Origin of the sequence: Streptomyces katrae (genome assembly GCF_002028425.1) — a bacterium.
Classification (GTDB): Bacteria; Actinomycetota; Actinomycetes; order Streptomycetales; family Streptomycetaceae; genus Streptomyces; species Streptomyces katrae_A.
Window position 1 is genome coordinate 5,561,622 of record NZ_CP020042.1, and the last position, 19,107, is coordinate 5,580,728.

The following is a 19,107-nucleotide window of genomic DNA, read 5'->3' on the forward strand; positions in this document are numbered from 1 at the left end:
ATCAGGCCGCCCGGATGCCGTCGACGGCGACGGGCAGGTGGCGCGGGCCGCGCAGGACCGCGTTCTGCCGGTAGGGCGGCGGGTCCTCCAGCAGCCGCGGGTTCTCCAGCCTGCGGGCCAGTTCGCTCAGGGCCAGCGCAGCCTCCAGCCGGGCCAGCGGCGCCCCGAAGCAGCTGTGGATGCCGCTGCCCAGGCCCAGGTGCTGGACGTCCGGGCGGTCGGGGTCGAAGCGGTCGGGGTCCTCGAACCGCTTCGGGTCGCGGTTTCCGGAGGCCAGGATGAGCCACAGCGAGGAGCCCTTGGGGATGGTCACCCCTGCGACCTCGATGTCGGTCAGGGTGCTGCGCTGCGGCAGCAGCTGCACCGGGGGCTCGAAGCGCAGCAGCTCCTCCACCATCGGCACCGCCACGTCCGGGTCGGAGCGCAGCCGGTCCAGGTGCTCCGGATTGCGCAGGAGGGTGAGCATGCCGTTCGTGATCAGGTTGACGGTGGTCTCGTGGCCGGCGATCAGCAGCAGCGCCGCCGTGCTGAGCACCTCCATGGTGCTCATCGTGCCGTCCGGGCCCTGCCCGGTCGCCAGCTCCGAGAGCATGTCCCCGGTCGGGTTCTTGCGCCGCTCCTCGATCAGCCCGGCCAGGTACATGCCGAGCTCCATGCGGGCGCCCTCCGTCTTCTTGGCCCGCTCCGCGGGATCGGCGTCCGGATCGGGGTCCAGGCTCGCGGCCAGGGTGTCGGCCCAGACGTGGAAGCGGGCCTCGTCCTCGGGCGGCACGCCCAGCAGCCGGCAGATGACGGTCACCGGGAAGGGGTAGGAGAACTCCTCCACCAGGTCGATCCGGTTCGGGTCGCCCTTCGCGGCGATGGTGTCGATCAGCCCCGTGACGATGCCGCCGAGCTCGCCGCGCATCTGCTCGACCCGGCGCGGGGAGTGCGGAGGCCCGAAGGGCCGGTTGGTCATCCGCCGCAGCCGGTCGTGGTCGGGCGGGTCGAGCTTCAGGAAGGAGGGGGGCAGGACCTCGCTCCCGCCCTCGTCGGCCTGGCTCAGCGGGTCGCCGGCCGTCGGGGTCAGGTTGCGGGCGTCGGAGCTGATGCGCGGGTCGTGCAGCAGGCCCTTGATCTCGTGGTAGGTGCTGACGACGTACGGGCCGTCCCCGTCGTGGAACACCGGGGTCTTGCGGAGCTCCTCGTACAGCGGGTACGGGTTGGCGCGGCTGGAGTAGTCGAGGATCTGCCGCAGGATGCCTTGGGTCATGAGGGGTCCTCGTGCTCAGTTGTGCGCCGGGGTGAAGGTCATCCGCCGGTCGGCCGGCGAGTAGCCGCTCAGGGTGATCGTCGGTCCGTGCGTGGGCACCGAAGGGTCGGGGAAGTCCGCGTCCAGCGGCCGCTCCCCCTCGGGCCTGCGGTCCACCGTCGGGTACGGCGGCGGAAACGGCGCGGTCCGCTCGATCTGCTGCTCGTAGAAGTCCAGCCAGCGGCACTGGTCGAAGGTGACGGCCCCGATCACGCGGCCCTGGTACCCGTACACGCCGACGAAACGGCGCTCGGCGCGCGAGCCCTGGGTGATCACGATCTCGGTGCCCATCGAGGGGACTCCGACCGACTTGATGTTGACGCCGAACTGGGAGGACCAGAACGCCGGGACCCACAGGTGCGGGCGGCGGTCGGCGCTCCGGCTGAGCATGTTGTGCGCGGCCGTCTCGGCCTGGGCCACGGCGTTGCCCCAGTGCTCCAGCGACAGGAACTGGTAGCCGAACAGGGCGTGCGGGGAGCGGGCCACGTCGCCGGCCACGTAGATGTCGTCGGTGACGATGCCCCAGATGTCGAAGGCCCGGCAGCCCGCGTCGCAGGCGATGCCGCGCGGACCCGCGCCGAGTCCGGACCCGGTGAGCCATTCGGTGTTGCGCTGGGCGCCGAGCGAGACGACGACCACCTCCGCCTCCAGCGTGGTGCCGTCGGAGAGGTGCGCGGCGCGGACCCGGCCGGAGGAGTCGCCCTCCAGGCTCGTCACCATGATCCCGGTGCGCAGGTCGACCCCGTTCTCGCGGTGCATCTCGGCCGCGACCGCTCCGATCACCCCGCCGAGCGCTCCGACCAGCGGCGCGTCGGCGCGTTCGGCCACGGTGACGGCCAGCCCGCGCTCCCGGCACGCGGAGGCGATCTCGGAGCCAGTGAACCCCGCCCCGATCACCAGCACCCGGCCGGGGCCGGCCGCGAGGGCGCGTTCCAGGGCCGCCGCGTCGCCGCGCGTGCGCAGGACGAAGACCCCGTCGAGGGCGGCCTCGTCCGGGTTGGGCCATGCCCGGGCGCGCACCCCGGTGGCGATCAGCAGGCGGTCGTACTCCACCTCGTCCCCGTCGGCCATCCGGACCCGTCGGGCCGCCATGTCCAGGCCGGAGGCCGGTACCCCGAGGCGCCACTTCGCGTCGATGTCCCGGCGCCGGGGCAGGGCCGTCCCGTCGGCGGTGGCCATGCCCAGCAGGACCTGCTTGGACAGGGGAGGGCGGTCGTACGGCTCGTAGGGCTCGTCGCCGATCATCGTCAGCTCGCCGGCGAAGCCCTTCTCGCGCAGGGTCTCGGCGGCCCGCAGGCCTGCCAGGGAGGCGCCCACGACGACGATGCGGCCCTCGCGCTTGAGCTGCTCCAGCGCTCCGTCACCGTTCACCGCTCGCCTCCGGAGGCTGGAGGGATCCGTTCACCGCGTCCAGCAGGATGGCCCGGACCGGGCAGGCGTGGGCGGCGCGCACGACGTTGTCGTGCTGGTCGTCGGGGGCCTGCGGGTTGTAGAGCAGCGACTCCTCGCCGTGCATGGTGAAGACGTCGGGTGCGAGGAACGCGCACTGCGCGTACCCCTGACAGCGGTTCAGGTCGACGACAAGCCTCATGAGGCATCAGCCTTTCCGTGCCCGATGACCCCCCACAGCCCCCGAGGCCCCTCCCTCCACCCTTCCAGCATGCGCGCGGGAGCCACCCGCCGCCTGCCGGGCGCAACGGCCGGCGAAGGCGCAGGTCAGGGGGTGCGACGCAGGCCGGCCCGGAGGATGTGGAGGCTGACGACGAGGACCCAGAACGGGAAGACCATCTCGACCCAGGGCACCCCCGACGCGAGCACCAGCAGGGCCAGGCCAGTCGCGAAGCCCAGCAGCGCCACGGGACGGGGGAAGGCGCCGAGGCGGCGGCCGATGGCCGAGGTCGAGAAGGCGAACACGGCCGCCACGCGCATCGCGTACGAGGTCAGGACGGTGTAGGCGAAGGGCCGGCCGAAGCCGGAGGGCGGGACGGCCTCGTCGAGCACGGAGCCCGCCGCCGCGGCGGCCACGAACAGGGTGGCGACGAAGATGAAGCCGCTGCCCAGGAACACCGTGGCGAAGAAACGGTCCTCCACCTCGCCCGAGTGCTCCCGCAGGGCCCCCATGAACCACAGGAAGAAGATCCCGGCGAACGGGACGATCTCCAGAGCCAGCCGCACGGCCCAGCGCTTGTCGGCGTCCACGGCGGCCTCGGCCGGGCTCCCGGAGGGGATGGCGGTCCGCATGAGCACGATCGCGGCCGCGAGCAGCACGGCGAAGACGACACCGGCCATGCCCGCGGCGCGGGGGGTGCGCAGCCGTGTGCTGGTGGGGGAGTCCATGCCCCCAGCAGGCCCCGGCCGCCGGGGCGGCGCCACCCCGGGGACCCGTCGGGGTGAACCCCCCGGCCCGGGACCGGCCGGATCAGCCCACCGGCTCGGGGACCGGCTCCTCCGCCGGGGCCGCGGCCGCGTCGTGGTTGCCGTACCAGGCCACCGCGACGGCTCCGGCCACCGCCAGCACGAAGCCGGCGACCGCCAGCCAGGCCAGCCCCGGCCGGGAGGCGTCGCCCAGCCACAGCACGCCGATCGCACCCGGGAGGACCGTCTCCCCGACCACCAGGGCGGCCGTGGCCCCGTTCACCGAGCCGATCTGCAGGGCGACGGTGTGCAGGTACATGCCGCCGACGCCGGCGAGCAGGATCGCGTACAGCGCGGGATCGGCGAGCAGCGTGCCCAGGTCGAAGGGGTCGATCCCGTCCAGGACGCGCACGCCCACGCCCAGCGCGCCGAAGGCCAGCCCCGACAGCAGGCCCGCCAGGATCGCGGCCCGGGCGCCGAGGAACCGTACGGCCACCGTGCCGCCGACGATGATCAGCAGGGTCACCGCCAGCAGCCACCAGTGGGTGGCCATCGGGGCGTGGTGGTCGCCCTCGTGACCGGCGGCGGTCGCGAGCAGCACCAGCGCCGCGCAGACCACCCCGATGGAGGTCCACTCCTTGCGGGTCAGGCGGATGCCCAGCATCTTCACGCTCAGCACGGCGGTGATCACCAGATTGGCGCTGATCACGGTCTGGGAGAGGAACAGGGGCAGCAGCCGGGCCGCCAGTGCGCCCAGCCCGAAGCCGACGAAGTCCAGGACGGTGCCGACGATGAACTCCCAGGTCATCGCGGCCTTGGCGGTGGACGTCAGGTTGGGTCCGCCGTGGGCGGTCACCCCGGCGGCGGCCGGTGACGTCCGCGCGGCGCGGCGCGATCCGACGGCTTGCAGGACGGATCCCGTCCCGTAGCAGATGGACGCCGCGACAGCGGTCAGCAGGCCTATGAGCACAGAGGGCTCCGTTCAATGTCTGGCAGGTAAGGCGGTACCTCTGCCAGACGCCGGAACGGGCCGCGAAGTTGCCTCCGCAAGGGAGTTCGTTGACCTCTTCTTTGCCCGGCCGCGGCCCCGCCGCCCTTCGTGAGGCGGCGGCCGTGCCTCAGGCCAGGGAGGCCAGGGCGTCCGGGACCTCGTCCACCGAGTCCACCAGCGCGATCCGCGACTCCATGGCGCGGCCCCGGGCCAGGGCCCGCAGCAGCGGCCAGGCGGGCAGCTCCTCGGTCCAGTGGCGCCGGTCGACGAGGACCATCGGGGTGGGGCCGCCGGCGGACGCGTAGTAGTTCGGCGTCGCGTTGTCGAAGACCTCCTGCACCGTCCCGGCCGCGCCCGGCAGGAACACCACGCCCGCCGTGCAGCGGGCGAGCAGCCCGTCCTCGCGGGTGGCGTTGGCGAAGTACTTGGCGATCTGCCCGGCGAAGGCGTTCGGCGGCTCGTGCCCGTAGAACCAGGTCGGGATGCCCACCGAGTCGCCGCCCGAGGGCCAGCGCTCCCGGACGGCGAAGGCCGCGCGGGCCCAGTCGGAGACCGACGGGGTGAAGGAGGGCGCCTTCGCCAGCACCTCCAGCGCCTCCCCGAGCGCCCCGTCGGGGGCCGGGGCCAGGTAGGCGCCGAGGTTGGCGGCCTCCATCGCGCCCGGGCCGCCGCCCGTGGCCACCGTCAGCCCGCGGCGGGCCAGGGCCCGGCCGAGTTCGGCCGCGCCGCGGTAGGCGTCGGTGCCCCGGGCCATGGCGTGGCCGCCCATCACGCCGACCACGCGGGCGCCCGCCAGGGCCTCGTCGAGGGCGTCGGAGATCGCGTCGTCGTGGAGGGAGCGCAGCATCGAGGAGAAGACGTCGCCGTCGGCCTTCGTCTCCTGGAACCAGGCGTACGCCTGGGCGTCCGGGGTGGACTCGTAGCCCTCCGAGAGCCCGGCGAAGAGTTCCTCCGCCGTGTAGAGCAGCCCGCGGTACGGGTTGAACGGCAGGTCAGGCACGGGCGGGAAGACCAGCGCGCCGTCCGCGCGGGCCTTCACCGCGGCGTCGGGCTCCATGGCGCAGCCCAGGAACACGGCGGCCGAGGTGTCCGCGGACAGCAGGGCGAAGGTCCGCTCCAGCAGGTTGACCGACTGGATGCGGTAGCCGCTCAGGGAACCCCGGGCGACCACCCGGTCGAACTCGGCGAGCGTCTCGATCTCGATGTCTGCGTTGACCATTCGGCCTACCCTAAGGGCTGCCCCGCTCAGCGGGTCAGGGCCAGCGACGTCAGCTGCGCCACACCCCACACGAGCGGTACGCAGCCGACGAACAGCGCGGCGGCCCGCACGCCCGCGGCCGACCGCAGCACCGTGCCCGGGGTGCCCAGGTCGACCAGCGCCGCCCGCTCGGCGCCGCGGGCCTGCCGGGATTCGACCGCGGCGGTGAGCAGCGAGGCGACCGCGCACAGCGCCACCAGCGCGGCGGCCGGTCCGGTCAGCGGTCCCAGCGGGGCCGGCGCCGCCCCGGCGGGGCCGGCGGGGGCCAGGGCGACCGCGAGGGCGGCCGCCCCGACGGCGCACAGCACCCCGAGGGGCCGGCCCAGCCGGGAGGCCTCCTCCTGCAGGGTCCGCCCGGCCAGCAGCCGCAGTGCTCCCGGGCGGACGGCCTGCACCAGGGTGCCGCAGGCGTAGGCCAGGCCGGGGCCCGCCAGGGCGAGACCGACCGCGATCAGGGCGCCTGCCGCTGGCACCGCCGGGCCGTCGGGGCGGGCGTACGCCAGGAGGCCGAGCCCGCACGCGGTGAGCGCCACCCCCCAGGGCACGCCCGTCTGGGGGGCCGGCCCGGAGTGCGGGGGCCGGGGGCGCAGGGCGAGGGCCGTCGCGGCGGAGGCCGTCAGGGGGAGCAGGGCCAGCAGGGTGAGGGCGGCGGCCACCGGCAGGGGCCGGCCGGCGTGGAGCAGCCGGGCCCCGGCCCCGTCGAAGGGCAGGCCGGCCAGTTCGCCCCTCAGGTGGAGGAAGGCGGCGAGGGCGAGGGCGCTGCCCAGGCCGCAGGCGACGGCGGTGGAGACCGCCGCGGCCAGGGCGAGGCGTACGGGTCCCAGCCCGAAGGCGTCGAGCCCCTCGCGGGGCCGGGTCGCCGGGTCGGTACGGGCCACGGCGACGGCGAACTGGACGGTGGCGGCGAGCGGGACCAGCGCCCACAGCAGCCGGGGGAACGATCCGGCGGGCCGGGCCTGGGCGTCCGCGAGGACGTACAGCAGCAGGAGGCCGCTGCCGGCGCAGGCCGCGGCGACCAGCAGTCTGCGCAGCTGGACCAGGGGCCGGGAGCCGCGGACTAGGCGGAGAGGGAGCACGCGGCCTGGTCCTCCGTGGTCCCGGGGTCGGCGAGGGCCGCGGCGTCGGCCGGGCGGCCGTCGATCAGGGCGAGGGCCCGGTCGGCGGCGGCCGCGGTCTCCTCGTCGTGGGTGGCGAGGACCACCGTGATCGCGTGCGAGCGGGCGGCCGTGGTGAGCGTACGGAGCAGCTGCGCGCGCTCGGCGCGGTGCAGCGGGGCCGTGGGCTCGTCGGCGAAGAGCACGGCGGGCCCGGCGCTCAGGGCGCGGGCGAGCGCGACCCGCTGGGACTCGGCCCGGTTCAGGGCGCCGGGGCGCTTGCGGGCGAAGCCGCCGATGTCCAGGCGCTCCAGCCATTCGTGGGCGGCGGCCCTGGCGGCGCGGTGCGGTGCGCCGGTGAGCAGCAGCGGCAGGGCCGCGTTCTCCCACACCTTGAGCTCGGGCAGCAGTTGCGGCTCGGGTCCGATCCAGGCGAACCGGGCACGGAACAGCCGCTCGCGGGCCACGGCGGCGAGGGTGTGGACGGCGATCCCGTCGAACCGGACCTCGCCCTGGTCGGGTACCAGCCGTCCGGCCAGGCAGCGCAGCAGGGTGGTCTTTCCGCTGCCGCGCGGGCCGGTCACGGCGAGGATCTCGCCCTGCCGGACCCCGGCGCCGACCCCGATCAGACCGGGGGAACCCATGTGGGAGTAGTGAAGGGACCGCGCCCAGAGGACGTCGTCGTCTGGCGGGGCACTGTCCGGTGGAGCCACCATGGCGTACACCTCCGTCCGGGGGAACGAAGCGGAGCCGCTTCGGTCACTGGCCCGCACAGAGATGTAAAGAGATGAACCGCCCGGACGGTGACAGCACACGGCCCGGACCGCCGTGTTCTCACTCGAACAGGGGATCCGGGCCGTGTGGTTCGGACTATTTTCTGTTGTTACAGCTTGGTCCAGGCCTCGGTGAGCACGTTGCGCAGGATGCCCTCGATCTCGTCGAAGGTGCCCTGGTCCGCGATCAGCGGCGGGGCCAGCTGGATGACCGGGTCGCCGCGGTCGTCGGCCCGGCAGTACAGGCCGTTGTCGAAGAGCGCCTTGGAGAGGAAGCCGTAGAGCACGCGCTCGGTCTCCTCGTCCGTGAAGGACTCCTTGGTGACCTTGTCCTTGACGAGCTCGATGCCGTAGAAGAAGCCGTTGCCGCGCACGTCGCCGACGATCGGGAGGTCGTGCAGCTTCTGCAGGGTGCTGAAGAAGTTGCCCTCCTGGTCCAGCACGTGCTGGTTCAGGCCTTCCTTGTCGAAGATGTCGAGGTTGGCCAGCGCCACCGCGGAGGACACCGGGTGTCCGCCGAAGGTGTAGCCGTGCAGGAAGGTGTTGTCGCCCTTGTAGAACGGCTCCGCGATCCGGTCGGAGACGATGCAGGCGCCGATCGGGGAGTAGCCCGAGGTCATGCCCTTGGCGCAGGTGATCATGTCCGGCACGTAGCCGAACTTGTCGCACGCGAACATCGTGCCGAGGCGGCCGAAGGCGCAGATCGTCTCGTCGGAGACGAGCAGCACGTCGTAGGTGTCGCAGATCTCGCGCACCCGCTGGAAGTACCCGGGCGGGGGCGGGAAGCAGCCGCCGGCGTTCTGCACGGGCTCGAGGAAGACGGCCGCGACGGTGTCGGGACCCTCGAAGAGGATCTGCTGCTCGATCTGGTCGGCGGCCCAGCGGCCGAAGGCCTCGGGGTCGTCGCCGTGGATCGGGGCGCGGTAGATGTTGGTGTTCGGCACCTTGTGCGCGCCGGGGACCAGCGGCTCGAAGGGGGCCTTCAGGGCCGGCAGGCCGGTGATGGACAGGGCGCCCTGCGGGGTGCCGTGGTAGGCGACCGCACGCGAGATGACCTTGTACTTGGTGTGCTTGCCCTGCAGCTTGAAGTACTGCTTGGCGAGCTTCCAGGCGGTCTCGACGGCCTCGCCGCCACCGGTGGTGAAGAAGACCTTGTTCAGGTCGCCGGGGGCGTAGCCGGCGAGGCGCTCGGCGAGCTCGACGGCCTTGGGGTGCGCGTACGACCACACGGGGAAGAACGCGAGCTCCTGGGCCTGCTTGTAGGCGACCTCGGCCAGTTCCTTGCGGCCGTGACCGGCGTTGACCACGAACAGTCCGGCGAGACCGTCCAGGTAGCGCTTGCCCTTGTCGTCGAAGATGTAGGTGCCCTCACCCCGCACGATGGTGGGGACGGGCGCGTTCTCGTACGACGACATGCGCGTGAAGTGCATCCACAGGTGGTCGTACGCGGTTTTGGAGAGGTCCTGGCTCACGGGCTATCGAGTTCCCCACATGTAGGTCTGCTTCTTGAGCTTCAGGTAAACGAAGCTCTCGGTTGATCGCACGCCGGGGAGCGTGCGGATCTTCTTGTTGATCGTTTCGAGCAGGTGGTCGTCGTCCTCGCAGACGATCTCCACCATCAGGTCGAACGACCCGGCGGTCATCACGACGTATTCGCACTCGGCCATGGCGGTCAGGGCGTCGGCCACCGGGTCGAGGTCGCCCTCGACGTTGATGCCGACCATGGCCTGGCGCCGCAGACCCACGGTGAGCGGGTCCGTGACGGCGACGATCTGCATGACGCCCTGGTCGAGCAGCTTCTGTACGCGCTGGCGCACGGCCGCTTCGGAAAGGCCCACGGCCTTGCCGATCGACGCGTAGGGGCGCCGGCCGTCCTCCTGCAGTTGCTCGATGATCGCCAGGGACACAGCATCGACCGAAGGGGACGGTTGTCTGTTCCTGGAATCTGCGCTTCGACTGACCACGACGCCACTGTGCACGAGGAGTCGTCGGTTCCGCAACCCGTAACCGATGAAATCCGTTGCGGATGGTCTCTCAATGCACGGATTTCGTAGTTGGCCGGGTCTGGCTCTGTCGAAAGCGTCGCCCGAGGGGCTACCCTTGGGACTCGTCTCAATCGTTGGACATGTGATCAGGAGAGTGGCTGTAGTGACCACCGAACTGCGTCGTCTGCGCAACTACATCGGCGGGGAGTTCAAGGACGCCGCCGACGGGCGGACCACCGAGGTGGTCAACCCGGCCACCGGCGAGGTGTACGCGACCGCCCCGCTGTCGGGGCAGGCCGATGTGGACGCCGCCATGGCCGCCGCCGCTGCCGCCTTCCCGGCCTGGCGCGACACCACCCCCTCCGAGCGGCAGAAGGCCCTCCTGAAGATCGCGGACGCCTTCGAGGCGCGTGCGGAGGAGCTGGTCGCCGCCGAGTCGGAGAACACCGGCAAGCCGCTGGGCCTGACGGCCAGCGAGGAGCTGCCGCCGATGGTGGACCAGATCCGCTTCTTCGCGGGCGCCGCGCGCCTGCTGGAGGGCCGCTCGGCCGGCGAGTACATGGAGGGGATGACCTCGATCATCCGCCGTGAGCCGGTCGGCGTCTGCGCCCAGGTCGCGCCGTGGAACTACCCGATGATGATGGCCGTGTGGAAGTTCGCCCCGGCGATCGCCGCGGGCAACACCGTCGTCCTCAAGCCCTCCGACACCACCCCGGCCTCCACGGTGCTGATGGCGGAGATCATCGACTCGATCCTGCCCAAGGGCGTCTTCAACGTCGTCTGCGGCGACCGCGAGACCGGCAAGGCCATGGTCGAGCACTCCACCCCGGCGATGGCCTCCATCACCGGCTCGGTGCGCGCCGGCATGCAGGTCGCCGAGAGCGCCTCCAAGGACGTCAAGCGCGTCCACCTGGAGCTCGGCGGCAAGGCCCCGGTCGTGGTCTTCGAGGACGCCGACCTGGCCAAGGCCGTCGAGGACATCGCCGTCGCCGGCTACTTCAACGCCGGCCAGGACTGCACCGCCGCCACCCGCGTGCTCGTGCACGAGTCGATCCACGACGAGTTCGTCGCCGCGCTCGCCAAGGCCGCCGCGGAGACCAAGACCGGTCAGCCGGACGACGAGGACGTGCTCTACGGCCCGCTGAACAACCCCAACCAGCTGAAGCAGGTCGCGGGCTTCATCGAGCGCCTGCCCGCCCACGCCAAGGTCGAGGCGGGCGGCCACCAGGTCGGCGAGAAGGGCTTCTTCTACGCCCCGACCGTGGTCTCGGGCCTGAAGCAGGACGACGAGATCATCCAGAACGAGGTCTTCGGCCCCGTCATCACCGTCCAGTCCTTCTCGGACGAGGCCCAGGCGCTGGAGTACGCGAACGGCGTCGAGTTCGCCCTCGCCTCCTCCGTCTGGACCAAGGACCACGGCCGCGCGATGCGCATGTCCAAGAACCTCGACTTCGGCTGCGTGTGGATCAACACCCACATCCCGCTCGTCGCCGAGATGCCCCACGGCGGCTTCAAGAAGTCCGGCTACGGCAAGGACCTCTCCGCCTACGGCTTCGAGGACTACACCCGCATCAAGCACGTGATGACCTCGCTCGACGGCTGAACCGGCCCGGCGGCAGGTGACCGGCGCGCACGGACGTACCGCGCACTGATCACCGCAGGCCACTGAAGGGGCGGGTGGTAGACAAGTTGTCTATTGCCCGCCCCTTCGCGTTGACCGAGGCTGAGCCCATGCCTGAACTCCCCTTCTCCCGCCGCGCGGCGCTGCGCGGCCTCGGTGCCGCGGGCCTGCTGGCCGCCCTCACCGGCTGTGGTGTCCCCGCCGCCTACGTCCCGGAGGACCGCAGGCAGGGCCAGGACCTCTCGGAACAGGAGCGGAGCCTGGCCTTCTCCAACTGGCCGCTGTACATAGACACCGACGACGAGGACGAGGAGAAGCGCCCGACGCTGGACGCCTTCACCGGGAAGACCGGCATCGCGGTCCGGTACACCGAGGAGATCAACGACAACGACGAGTTCTTCGGCAAGGTCAGCCCGGCCCTGATGAACCACCAGGCGACCGGCCACGACCTGGTGGTGGTCAGCGACTGGATGGCCGCCCGCTTCGTCCACCTGGGCTGGGCCCAGAAGATGGACCGCTCGGCGCAGGCCAACGTGGCGAAGAACCTGGACCCGCAGCTGCGTTCCCCCGCCTTCGACCAGGGCCGGCTGCACACCGTCCCCTGGCAGTCCGGGATCACCGGCATCGCCTACAACCGCAAGGCGCTGGGCCGGGAGATCAAGTCCGTCCAGGACCTGTGGCACCCGGACCTGGCGGGCAAGGTGACCCTCTTCTCCGGTCTCGACGAGTCCTTCGCCCTGCTGATGCAGGGCAACGGCACCGACACCACCCGCTGGACCGAAGCCGACTTCCACCGGATGTGCGACCAGGTCGAGAGCATGGTGAAGAAGAAGCACATCCGCCGCTTCACCGGCAACGACTACACCTCCGATCTCGGCAAGGGCGACGTCCTGGCCTGCCAGGCCTACTCCGGTGACGCCATCCAGCTGAAGGCCGACAACCCCGACATCGAGTTCGTGGTCCCCGAGGAGGGGGCCGAGCTGTGGGCGGAGAGCCTGCTCATCCCCAACCTCGCCCGCCACAAGACCAACGCGGAGGCGCTGGTCGACTACTACTACGACCCGGCGGTGGCGGCGGAGCTGGCGGCGGCGGTCAACTACGTCTGCCCGGTCCCCGCCGCCCGCGAGGTCCTGGCCGCCTCCCCGGACAAGAAGACCGCCGAACTGGCCCAGAACCCGCTGATCTTCCCGGACGACGACATGCGCAAGCGCCTGGTCGTGGCCCGGGACATCTCCTCGGCCGAACGCCGCACCTTCGCCCCGCGCTGGAACGCCATCGTCGGACTGTGAGCACGACCGCCCGACAGGATTGAACATGTTCAGGAGTTTTGCTGAACGTGTTCAGTTCTGCGTGTAGGCTCCCTGTCATGAGCGAGAGAAGCGCCCTCCAGCGGCGGATCCGTGCCTGGCTTGTGCTGTTCCTGGTCTGCCTGGTCCTCAGCGGGCTCACCGCCTTCCCCCTGGTCACCGAGCTCCACTGGGCCAACGGACTGGTCTCCAGCCAGTGGCTGCGCAGAGTGGGGGACGGACTGGACCGGGCCGACTCCGATTACCCCTTCCTCCTCTACGGAACCGACTGGCTCGCCTTCGCCCACCTGGTGATCGCGGTGTTCTTCTACGGGGTCCACCGCGACCCGGTCCGCAACATCTGGATAGTCGAGGCCGGAATGGTCGCCTGCGCCGGCATCATCCCCCTCGCCCTGATCTGCGGGCAGGTCCGCGGCATCCCCTTCGGATGGACCCTGATCGACATGTCCTTCGGAGTCTTCGGGATCCTGCCCCTGCTGGTCCTGCGCCGCCTGATCAAGCGGCTGGAGGACCTGCAGGAGGCGGAGGGCCGCGGCTACTTGGCGAAGGCCGCGCCGATGATGCCGTAGGCCACCGCGTTCATGTCCCGGCCCTTGGCGTCGGTGGAGTTCACCGAGTAGACCAGGGTGCGCGACAGGTCGCGGGTGCCGCCGATGACCGTGCTGTAGCCGTAGCGGGAGCCCGTCTTGCCGTAGAGCTTCGTGCCGCCCGGAAGGGTGAACTCCTTCAGGCCGGCCGTCTGCACCGCGTGCTCGCCGGTCTTGCTCTCGGCGTCCGGCACATCGGGGACGGTGAACATCTCCTCCAGCTGCGCCCTGGGCACCACCCGGCCGCCGAACAGCGCCGTCGTGAACCGCTCCAGGTCCGCCGTCGTCGATATCAGGTCCCCCGCCGCCCAGTTGGACGAGGAGTTCCAGTCCGACACGTCGACCAGCGAACGGCTGCCGTCGGCCTGCCGCACCGCCTGGTAGCCGTGGTTGTACGGGCCCGGTATGCGGTTCTGGGTACGGGACGGGAACGAGGTGTGGTGCAGGCCCAGCGGCTTGATGATCCGGTCCCCGACGGCCTTCTCGTACGTCGTGCCCGTCAGCTTCTCGATCAGCACGCCCAGCACCGTGTAGTGGATGTTGCTGTACCGCTGCTTCTTCCCGGGCCTGAACTCCGGCCCCTTGGCCACCGCGTTGGCGATGAGCGCGTGCGGGTCGACCAGGTCGAAGCGGTGGGCGTACTCGTCCTCGAAGGCGTCTCCGGGGCCGTCGGCGGACTGCAGCCCGCTCGTGTAGTCCAGCAGCTGCCGCACCTTCACCGGCTCGAAGCCGGGCAGCAGCCCCGGCAGGTAGTCCTGCACCGGCCGGTCCAGGTCCACCCTGCCCTCGGCGGCCAGCTGGAGCACCACCGCCGCCGTGAAGGTCTTGGTCACCGACCCGGCCCGGAAGCGGGCGTCCTCCACCGCCGCGCGCCCGCTGCGGACGTCCGCCACGCCGGCGCTGCCGCGCCAGATGCCGCTGGTACCGCCCACCCGGACCAGTGCGGCCGTGGCGTCCTTGTTCTGCGGCCCGACCCCCTCGATCGCCTTCCGCAGCGCCGCCGCGTCCGGCGGGGCGGAGAAGACCGGGGACGGGACCGACGCGGACGCCGACGCCGGTACCGGAGCCGGCGCCGGAGCGGCCTGGGCGGCGGCCACCGGTCCGGCGGCGATGCCCAGGACCAGAGCGGTGGCGACGAGCGTGCGCGTACGTGTCTTCATGACGGTTCCCCCTGTGTGCGAGCCGGGCGGCCCGCTGCCCCCCGATGACCTCAATGCTCCAGGTCACAGGGGTATTTGCGGATCACCATCAGGAGTGGTCTTCAGCGGTACGACAACTCACCGGCGCGGGGGAGACGCTCCGCCGCCACTCACTCCCCAGAGGGAGATACCCGAGAGGGACCCGCCGAGCCCGCCGCGATCAGCCCCGTCTCGTAGGCGCAGATCACCGCCTGGATCCGGTCCCGCAGACCCAGCTTCGCCAGCACGTTCCCCACGTGCGACTTCACCGTGTGCTCGCTCACCACCAGCGCCGCCGCGATCTCCGCGTTCGACAGCCCCCGCCCCAGGTGCAGCAGCGTCTCCCGCTCGCGGGCCGTCAGCACCTCCAGCCGCTGCGCCGCCTGGGCGGGCAGGGCCGGGGGCCGGGCCGTCGCCGCCGTGTACTCCTCGATCAGCCGCCGCGCCACCGACGGCGCCAGCAGCGACTCGCCCGCCGCCACCACCCGCACCGCGTGCACCAGGTCGTCCCGCCGCACGTCCTTCAGCAGGAACCCGCTCGCCCCCGCGTGCAGCGCCTCGTAGACGTACTCGTCCGAGTCGAAGGTCGTCAGCATCACCGTCCGGCACGCGCCCCGCGCCGAGATCGCCCGGCAGGCCTCGATCCCGTCCAGCACCGGCATCCGGACGTCCAGCAGCGCCACATCGGGGGAGAGCCGCTCCACCGCGTCCACGGCCGCCGCCCCGTCCCCGACCTCCGCCACGACCTCGATGTCCTCCTGGACGTCCAGGATCATCGCGAAGCCGCTGCGCACCAGCTCCTGGTCGTCGGCCACCACCACACGGATCGTCACGTCCCCACCTCCAGCGGCGAGGTTACAAGCACCGTGAAACCGCGCCCGTCGGCACCCGGGCCGGTCCACGCCGTCCCGCCGTGCGCCGCCGCCCGCTCGCGGATCCCGATCAGCCCGTGCCCGCCCGCGGCGCCCTCGCCCGGCCCCCGGCCGTCGTCCACGACCCGGACCGCCAGCTCCCGCGGCCCGTACTCCAGACGCACGTCCACCGCCGAGGCCCCCGCGTGCTTCACCACGTTGGTCAGCGCCTCCTGCACCACCCGGTGCACCGTCGCCTCCAGCGCCGCCGGCAGCTCGCGCACCTCGCCCGTCCGCTCGTACGACACCGCCAGCCCGCTCGCCCGCACCCGGTCCACCAGCGCCCCGAGCTCACCGATCCCCGGCTGCGGAGCGCGCGGAGCCGCCTCCTGCGTCCGCAGCACGCCCAGCATCGTCCGCAGCTGCGCCATCGCGTCCCGCCCCGTCCCCGCGATCGCCTCGAACGCAGCCTCCGCCCGCTCCGGGGCCCGGCGGACCGCCACCGGCCCGGCCTCCGCCTGCACCACCATGATGCTGACGGCGTGCGAGAGGATGTCGTGCATCTCCCGCGCGATGCGCGCCCGTTCGCGCGCCGCCGCCTGCTCCGCCTCGATCCGGTTCGCCCGCTCCAGCTGCGCCGCCCGGTCCTCCACCGCCGCCGTGTACGCCAGGCGCGTGGCCTGGAGCCGGCCGAGCGCGAACGCCGCCGCGAACACGAACAGCGAGAACAGCAGCTCCCTGGCCGTACCGGTGTTGAGCCCGACGGACACCGCGATCACCACGACCAGGGCCGCCGCGGCCGCCAGCCGCTCCCGCGCCGGCCGCAGCAGCGCGAGCGAATAGACGCAGACCAGCCCGGCGTACGGCAGCGGCTGCCCGGGACCGTCCAGCGCCAGCCGGTAGACCGAACCGGCCGCGATCACCCCCAGCAGCGCCGCCACGGGAGCCCGGCGCCGCCACAGCAGCGGCACGTTCCCCGCCGTCGTCAGCAGGTACGCCGTCCAGGTCGCCGGGGAGTCCGCCGGGTCGCGGGGCACCACGAACGGGATGGTCGCCGCCACCTGCACCAGCAGCGTCAGCCCCGCGTCCCGCCAGCGCGGATCCGCCCGCAGGACCCGCTCGCGCAGCCGCTCGCCGAGCCCGTGCCTCACCGCCCGAGCTCGGCCCGTACGGCGGCCAGCGCGTCCAGCCTGTTCGTGGTGACGGAGTCCACCCCGGCCCGCAGGAGGGCGCGCATCGACCGCTTGGTGTCCGGGGTCCACGCCGACACCAGCAGCCCGTCCCGGTGCAGGGCGTCCGTGAGCTCCCGGGTGACCAGCCCGAAGCGGTAGTTGAGCCAGCGCGGGGACACCGCGTCGATCAGCACCCGGCGCGGCGGGGACAGCGTCGTCCAGGTCAGTGCGATCTCCGCGCCCGGGTCGGCGGCGCGCACCGCCAGCATGGTGTCCGGCCCCGCGCAGTAGTACGTACGGTCACGGGCGCCGCACTCGCGCACCAGGTCGACGACGGTCCGCACCGCCTCGAACGTGGCCCCGGGCAGGTCGATCATCAGCCGGCCGGCCCCGGCCGCCATCAGCGCCTCGCGCAGGGTGGGGACCGCGCCCCCGGCGAGCTCCTTCAGCTGCGGGGCCGTCACGGCGTCGAGCCGCACGTCGTGGCCCCACAGCCGCTCCAGCGTCTCGTCGTGCAGCAGGACCGGCACGCCGTCGCGGGTCAGCCGCACGTCCACCTCCACCGCGTCGGCCCCGCGCGCGAACGCGGAGCCGATGGAGGCGAGGGTGTTCTCACGGACTCGGTAGGGATCGCCGCGGTGGCCGACGGCAGTCAGGGTGCTCATGACCCCCATTCTCGGGGGCCGGAGCGATCAAGGGGAGTCAGCGGGCCAGCCATTCGGCGGTGTACGCGTCGATTTCCGCGGTCAGCCGCGCCTTGCCGGCCGGATCCAGGAAGGAGGCCTCGACGGCGTTCTTCGCGAGCTGCGCGAGGCCGCGCTCGTCGAGGCCGAGGAGGCGGGCGGCGACCGCGTACTCGTTGTTGAGGTCGGTGCCGAACATCGGCGGGTCGTCGCTGTTGATGGTGACGAGCACCCCGGCCTCCACCATCTGCTTGACCGGGTGCCGGTCGAGGTCGGTCACGGCGCGGGTGGCGATGTTGGAGGTCGGGCAGACCTCCAGGGCGATGCGGTGCTCGGCGAGGTAGGCCAGCAGCTCCGGGTCCTGCGCGGCGCTGGTGCCGTGGCCGATGCGCTCGGCGCCCAGTTCGCGGATGGCGTCCCACACGGTCTCCGGGCCCGTGGTCTCGCCGGCGTGCGGCACGCTGTGCAGGCCGGCCGCCCGGGCCCGGTCGAAGTACGGCTTGAACTGCGGGCGCGGCACGCCGATCTCCGGGCCGCCCAGGCCGAAGGAGACCAGGCCCTCGGGGCGCAGGTCGACGGCGAGGCGGGCGGTCTCCTCTGCGGCTTCCAGGCCGGCCTCGCCGGGGATGTCGAAGCACCAGCGCAGGATGACCCCGAGCTCGGACTCGGCGGCCTTGCGCGCGTCCTCGATGGCCTCCATGAAGGCGCGCTCGTCGATGCCGCGGCGGGTGGAGGAGTAGGGGGTGATGGTCAGTTCGGCGTAGCGGATGTTCTGCCGGGCCATGTCGCGGGCGACTTCGAAGGTCAGCGTGCGCACGTCGTCGGGGGTGCGGACCAGGTCGACGACCGACAGGTAGACCTCGATGAAGTGCGCGAAGTCGGTGAAGGTGAAGTAGTCGGCCAGGGCCTCGGGGTCGGTGGGGACCTTGGAGTCGGGGTGGCGGGAGGCGAGTTCGGCCACGATGCGGGGGGACGCAGAGCCGACGTGGTGGACGTGGAGTTCGGCCTTGGGCAGCCCCGCGATGAAGGGGTGCAGGTCGGACATGGGGGCCTCCGGTGGGACGCTGGTGCGGGCAGGTCTGCCTCATCGTAGGCAGGCCCGGCGGTGTCGGCGGCAGCGCTTAGCATGGCTGTACGAGAGGGGGGCGCCGTATGACCGACCAGAGCCCTGAGCCGAGGGACCCGTGGGCGCCGCCCGAAGGGGGTGCGGCCGCGCCGGGCGGGAGCCCGCAGCAGACCCCGGGGACCCCGGGCGCGCCGTCCGTGCACGACCGGCAGACGGTCGCGGGCATGCCCGGAGCCCACTGGCCCCCGCCGCCGCAGGCGTCCGGACCGGCCTCCGCGCCGGGGCCGGGCCCCGCGCCCGCGGCGCCGCCGATACCCGGCGCCGGGTACGCGTACCCGGCCCAGAGCGGCTACGGGCAGCCCGGCCCGGCCGCGGCCCAGCCGCCCGGGTACGGCTACCCCGGCTACCCGCCCCCCGCGGGCTACCCGGGCACGCCCGGCTACCCGCCCGCGGCCAGCTATCCCGGCTATCCCGGCTACCCCGGCCCCACCGGGTACCACGCGTACGGCCCGGGCCCCAGCAACGGGTTCGGCGTCGCCGCGCTCGTCCTCGGCATCCTCTCCGTCGTCGGCTGCGTCACCAGCTTCCTCGCCGTCGCGCTGGGCATAGCCGCGGTGGTCTTCGGCGTGCTCGGGCGGGGCAAGGCGAACCGGGGCGAGGCCACCAACGGCGGCGTCGCCCTGGCCGGCACCATCCTGGGCGCGATCGGCATCGTGCTCGGTGCCGTGATCCTGGTCATCGCGTTCACCGGGATCGTGTCGGACACCTTCGAGGAGACCCCGGACGGCGGCTCGCACTCGAACACCCAGGTGCGCGAACGGGTCTGAGCCCCGGCAGCGCGCGAGCGCGGACGCGGCGCAGGGCCGGCCCCGGGCAGCGGTTGCCCGGGGCCGGC

Annotated in this window: 19 protein-coding genes; 4 read left to right on the forward strand and 15 right to left on the reverse strand. The window is 72.6% G+C overall.

Translation table 11 applies throughout. From position 1 onward, the window contains the following. Position 1: 1 nt before the first annotated feature. The 10 genes from B4U46_RS25550 to B4U46_RS25595 all read right to left on the reverse strand — a co-directional run bounded on the left by B4U46_RS25550 (position 2) and on the right by B4U46_RS25595 (position 9,741). On the reverse strand, positions 2–1,252 hold the full coding sequence (locus B4U46_RS25550; RefSeq protein WP_079430007.1) for a cytochrome P450: 1,251 nt from the start codon (positions 1,250–1,252) through the stop codon (positions 2–4). 15 nt (positions 1,253–1,267) lie between these two features. Further along, on the reverse strand, positions 1,268–2,662 hold the full coding sequence (locus B4U46_RS25555) for an NAD(P)/FAD-dependent oxidoreductase (protein WP_079430008.1): 1,395 nt from the start codon (positions 2,660–2,662) through the stop codon (positions 1,268–1,270). Beyond that, entirely contained in the window at positions 2,652–2,882 is a 231-nt protein-coding gene (locus tag B4U46_RS25560) for a ferredoxin (RefSeq protein ID WP_079430009.1), read from the reverse strand. The genes B4U46_RS25555 and B4U46_RS25560 overlap by 11 nt, the downstream gene beginning before the upstream one ends. Before the next feature lie 125 nt (positions 2,883–3,007). Beyond that, the gene (locus B4U46_RS25565) at positions 3,008–3,628 is read right to left on the reverse strand and encodes a hypothetical protein (RefSeq protein WP_079430010.1); all 621 of its coding nucleotides are present in this window, start codon (positions 3,626–3,628) and stop codon (positions 3,008–3,010) included. An 82-nt stretch (positions 3,629–3,710) separates the two neighbouring features. Then, on the reverse strand, positions 3,711–4,616 hold the full coding sequence (locus tag B4U46_RS25570) for a hypothetical protein (RefSeq protein WP_079430011.1): 906 nt from the start codon (positions 4,614–4,616) through the stop codon (positions 3,711–3,713). Between the two features lie 148 nt (positions 4,617–4,764). Further along, entirely contained in the window at positions 4,765–5,856 is a 1,092-nt protein-coding gene (locus B4U46_RS25575; RefSeq protein ID WP_079430012.1) for an LOG family protein, read from the reverse strand. Positions 5,857–5,882: 26 nt separating this feature from the next. Next, positions 5,883–6,971, reverse strand: a complete 1,089-nt coding sequence (locus tag B4U46_RS25580) for a hypothetical protein (RefSeq protein ID WP_079430013.1) — start codon at positions 6,969–6,971, stop codon at positions 5,883–5,885. Then, positions 6,953–7,714 carry an ABC transporter ATP-binding protein gene (locus tag B4U46_RS25585; RefSeq protein WP_079430014.1) on the reverse strand — a complete coding sequence of 254 codons (762 nt, stop codon included), beginning with the start codon at positions 7,712–7,714 and terminating at the stop codon, positions 6,953–6,955. The genes B4U46_RS25580 and B4U46_RS25585 overlap by 19 nt, the downstream gene beginning before the upstream one ends. A 158-nt stretch (positions 7,715–7,872) precedes the next feature. Beyond that, positions 7,873–9,234, reverse strand: coding sequence for an aspartate aminotransferase family protein (locus B4U46_RS25590; RefSeq protein ID WP_079430015.1), 1,362 nt, complete (start codon positions 9,232–9,234; stop codon positions 7,873–7,875). A 3-nt stretch (positions 9,235–9,237) separates the two neighbouring features. Next, positions 9,238–9,741, reverse strand: coding sequence for an Lrp/AsnC family transcriptional regulator (locus B4U46_RS25595; protein ID WP_042814156.1), 504 nt, complete (start codon positions 9,739–9,741; stop codon positions 9,238–9,240). Between the two features lie 169 nt (positions 9,742–9,910). Between B4U46_RS25595 and B4U46_RS25600 the strand changes: the two genes are divergently transcribed. The 3 genes from B4U46_RS25600 (at position 9,911) to B4U46_RS25610 (ending at position 13,244) form a co-directional block, all read left to right on the forward strand. Next, positions 9,911–11,350, forward strand: coding sequence for a gamma-aminobutyraldehyde dehydrogenase (locus B4U46_RS25600; RefSeq protein WP_079430016.1), 1,440 nt, complete (start codon positions 9,911–9,913; stop codon positions 11,348–11,350). 128 nt (positions 11,351–11,478) lie between these two features. Next, complete coding sequence (locus B4U46_RS25605; RefSeq protein WP_079430017.1) at positions 11,479–12,657, forward strand: polyamine ABC transporter substrate-binding protein; 1,179 nt, start codon at positions 11,479–11,481, stop codon at positions 12,655–12,657. A 77-nt stretch (positions 12,658–12,734) separates the two neighbouring features. Continuing rightward, positions 12,735–13,244: a hypothetical protein gene (locus B4U46_RS25610; RefSeq protein WP_079430018.1), complete on the forward strand. Its 510-nt coding sequence runs from the start codon at positions 12,735–12,737 to the stop codon at positions 13,242–13,244. Here B4U46_RS25610 and B4U46_RS25615 read toward each other — a convergent pair. From B4U46_RS25615 to B4U46_RS25635, 5 genes are all read right to left on the reverse strand, one after another. Continuing rightward, positions 13,211–14,422 (reverse strand): serine hydrolase domain-containing protein, encoded by a 1,212-nt coding sequence (locus B4U46_RS25615; protein WP_079430019.1) that lies wholly within the window; start codon positions 14,420–14,422, stop codon positions 13,211–13,213. The two genes, B4U46_RS25610 and B4U46_RS25615, sit on opposite strands and share 34 nt — an antisense overlap. Before the next feature lie 149 nt (positions 14,423–14,571). Next, a complete protein-coding gene (locus B4U46_RS25620) occupies positions 14,572–15,273 on the reverse strand; it encodes a response regulator (RefSeq protein ID WP_079430020.1) in 702 nt (233 codons plus the stop codon). Continuing rightward, positions 15,270–16,442: a sensor histidine kinase gene (locus B4U46_RS25625; RefSeq protein WP_079430021.1), complete on the reverse strand. Its 1,173-nt coding sequence runs from the start codon at positions 16,440–16,442 to the stop codon at positions 15,270–15,272. The genes B4U46_RS25620 and B4U46_RS25625 overlap by 4 nt, the downstream gene beginning before the upstream one ends. After that, on the reverse strand, positions 16,439–17,137 hold the full coding sequence (locus B4U46_RS25630; RefSeq protein ID WP_079430022.1) for a glycerophosphodiester phosphodiesterase: 699 nt from the start codon (positions 17,135–17,137) through the stop codon (positions 16,439–16,441). The genes B4U46_RS25625 and B4U46_RS25630 overlap by 4 nt, the downstream gene beginning before the upstream one ends. Positions 17,138–17,165: 28 nt before the next feature. Continuing rightward, positions 17,166–18,191, reverse strand: coding sequence for an adenosine deaminase (locus tag B4U46_RS25635; RefSeq protein WP_079430023.1), 1,026 nt, complete (start codon positions 18,189–18,191; stop codon positions 17,166–17,168). Positions 18,192–18,298: 107 nt separating this feature from the next. Between B4U46_RS25635 and B4U46_RS40095 the strand changes: the two genes are divergently transcribed. After that, complete coding sequence (locus B4U46_RS40095) at positions 18,299–19,039, forward strand: DUF4190 domain-containing protein (protein ID WP_123995269.1); 741 nt, start codon at positions 18,299–18,301, stop codon at positions 19,037–19,039. Positions 19,040–19,107 lie beyond the last annotated feature (68 nt).

Bases quoted from the DNA above. Each gene is read 5' to 3' on its own strand.
- B4U46_RS25635 (WP_079430023.1), bottom strand. From the start codon at position 18,191: ATGTCCGACCTGCACCCCTTCATCGCGGGGCTGCCCAAGGCCGAACTC.
- B4U46_RS25575 (WP_079430012.1), bottom strand. From the start codon at position 5,856: ATGGTCAACGCAGACATCGAGATCGAGACGCTCGCCGAGTTCGACCGG.
- B4U46_RS40095 (WP_123995269.1), top strand. From the start codon at position 18,299: ATGACCGACCAGAGCCCTGAGCCGAGGGACCCGTGGGCGCCGCCCGAA.
- B4U46_RS25550 (WP_079430007.1), bottom strand. From the start codon at position 1,252: ATGACCCAAGGCATCCTGCGGCAGATCCTCGACTACTCCAGCCGCGCC.
- B4U46_RS25610 (WP_079430018.1), top strand. From the start codon at position 12,735: ATGAGCGAGAGAAGCGCCCTCCAGCGGCGGATCCGTGCCTGGCTTGTG.
- B4U46_RS25615 (WP_079430019.1), bottom strand. From the start codon at position 14,422: ATGAAGACACGTACGCGCACGCTCGTCGCCACCGCTCTGGTCCTGGGC.
- B4U46_RS25565 (WP_079430010.1), bottom strand. From the start codon at position 3,628: ATGGACTCCCCCACCAGCACACGGCTGCGCACCCCCCGCGCCGCGGGC.
- B4U46_RS25630 (WP_079430022.1), bottom strand. From the start codon at position 17,137: ATGGGGGTCATGAGCACCCTGACTGCCGTCGGCCACCGCGGCGATCCC.
- B4U46_RS25560 (WP_079430009.1), bottom strand. From the start codon at position 2,882: ATGAGGCTTGTCGTCGACCTGAACCGCTGTCAGGGGTACGCGCAGTGC.
- B4U46_RS25605 (WP_079430017.1), top strand. From the start codon at position 11,479: ATGCCTGAACTCCCCTTCTCCCGCCGCGCGGCGCTGCGCGGCCTCGGT.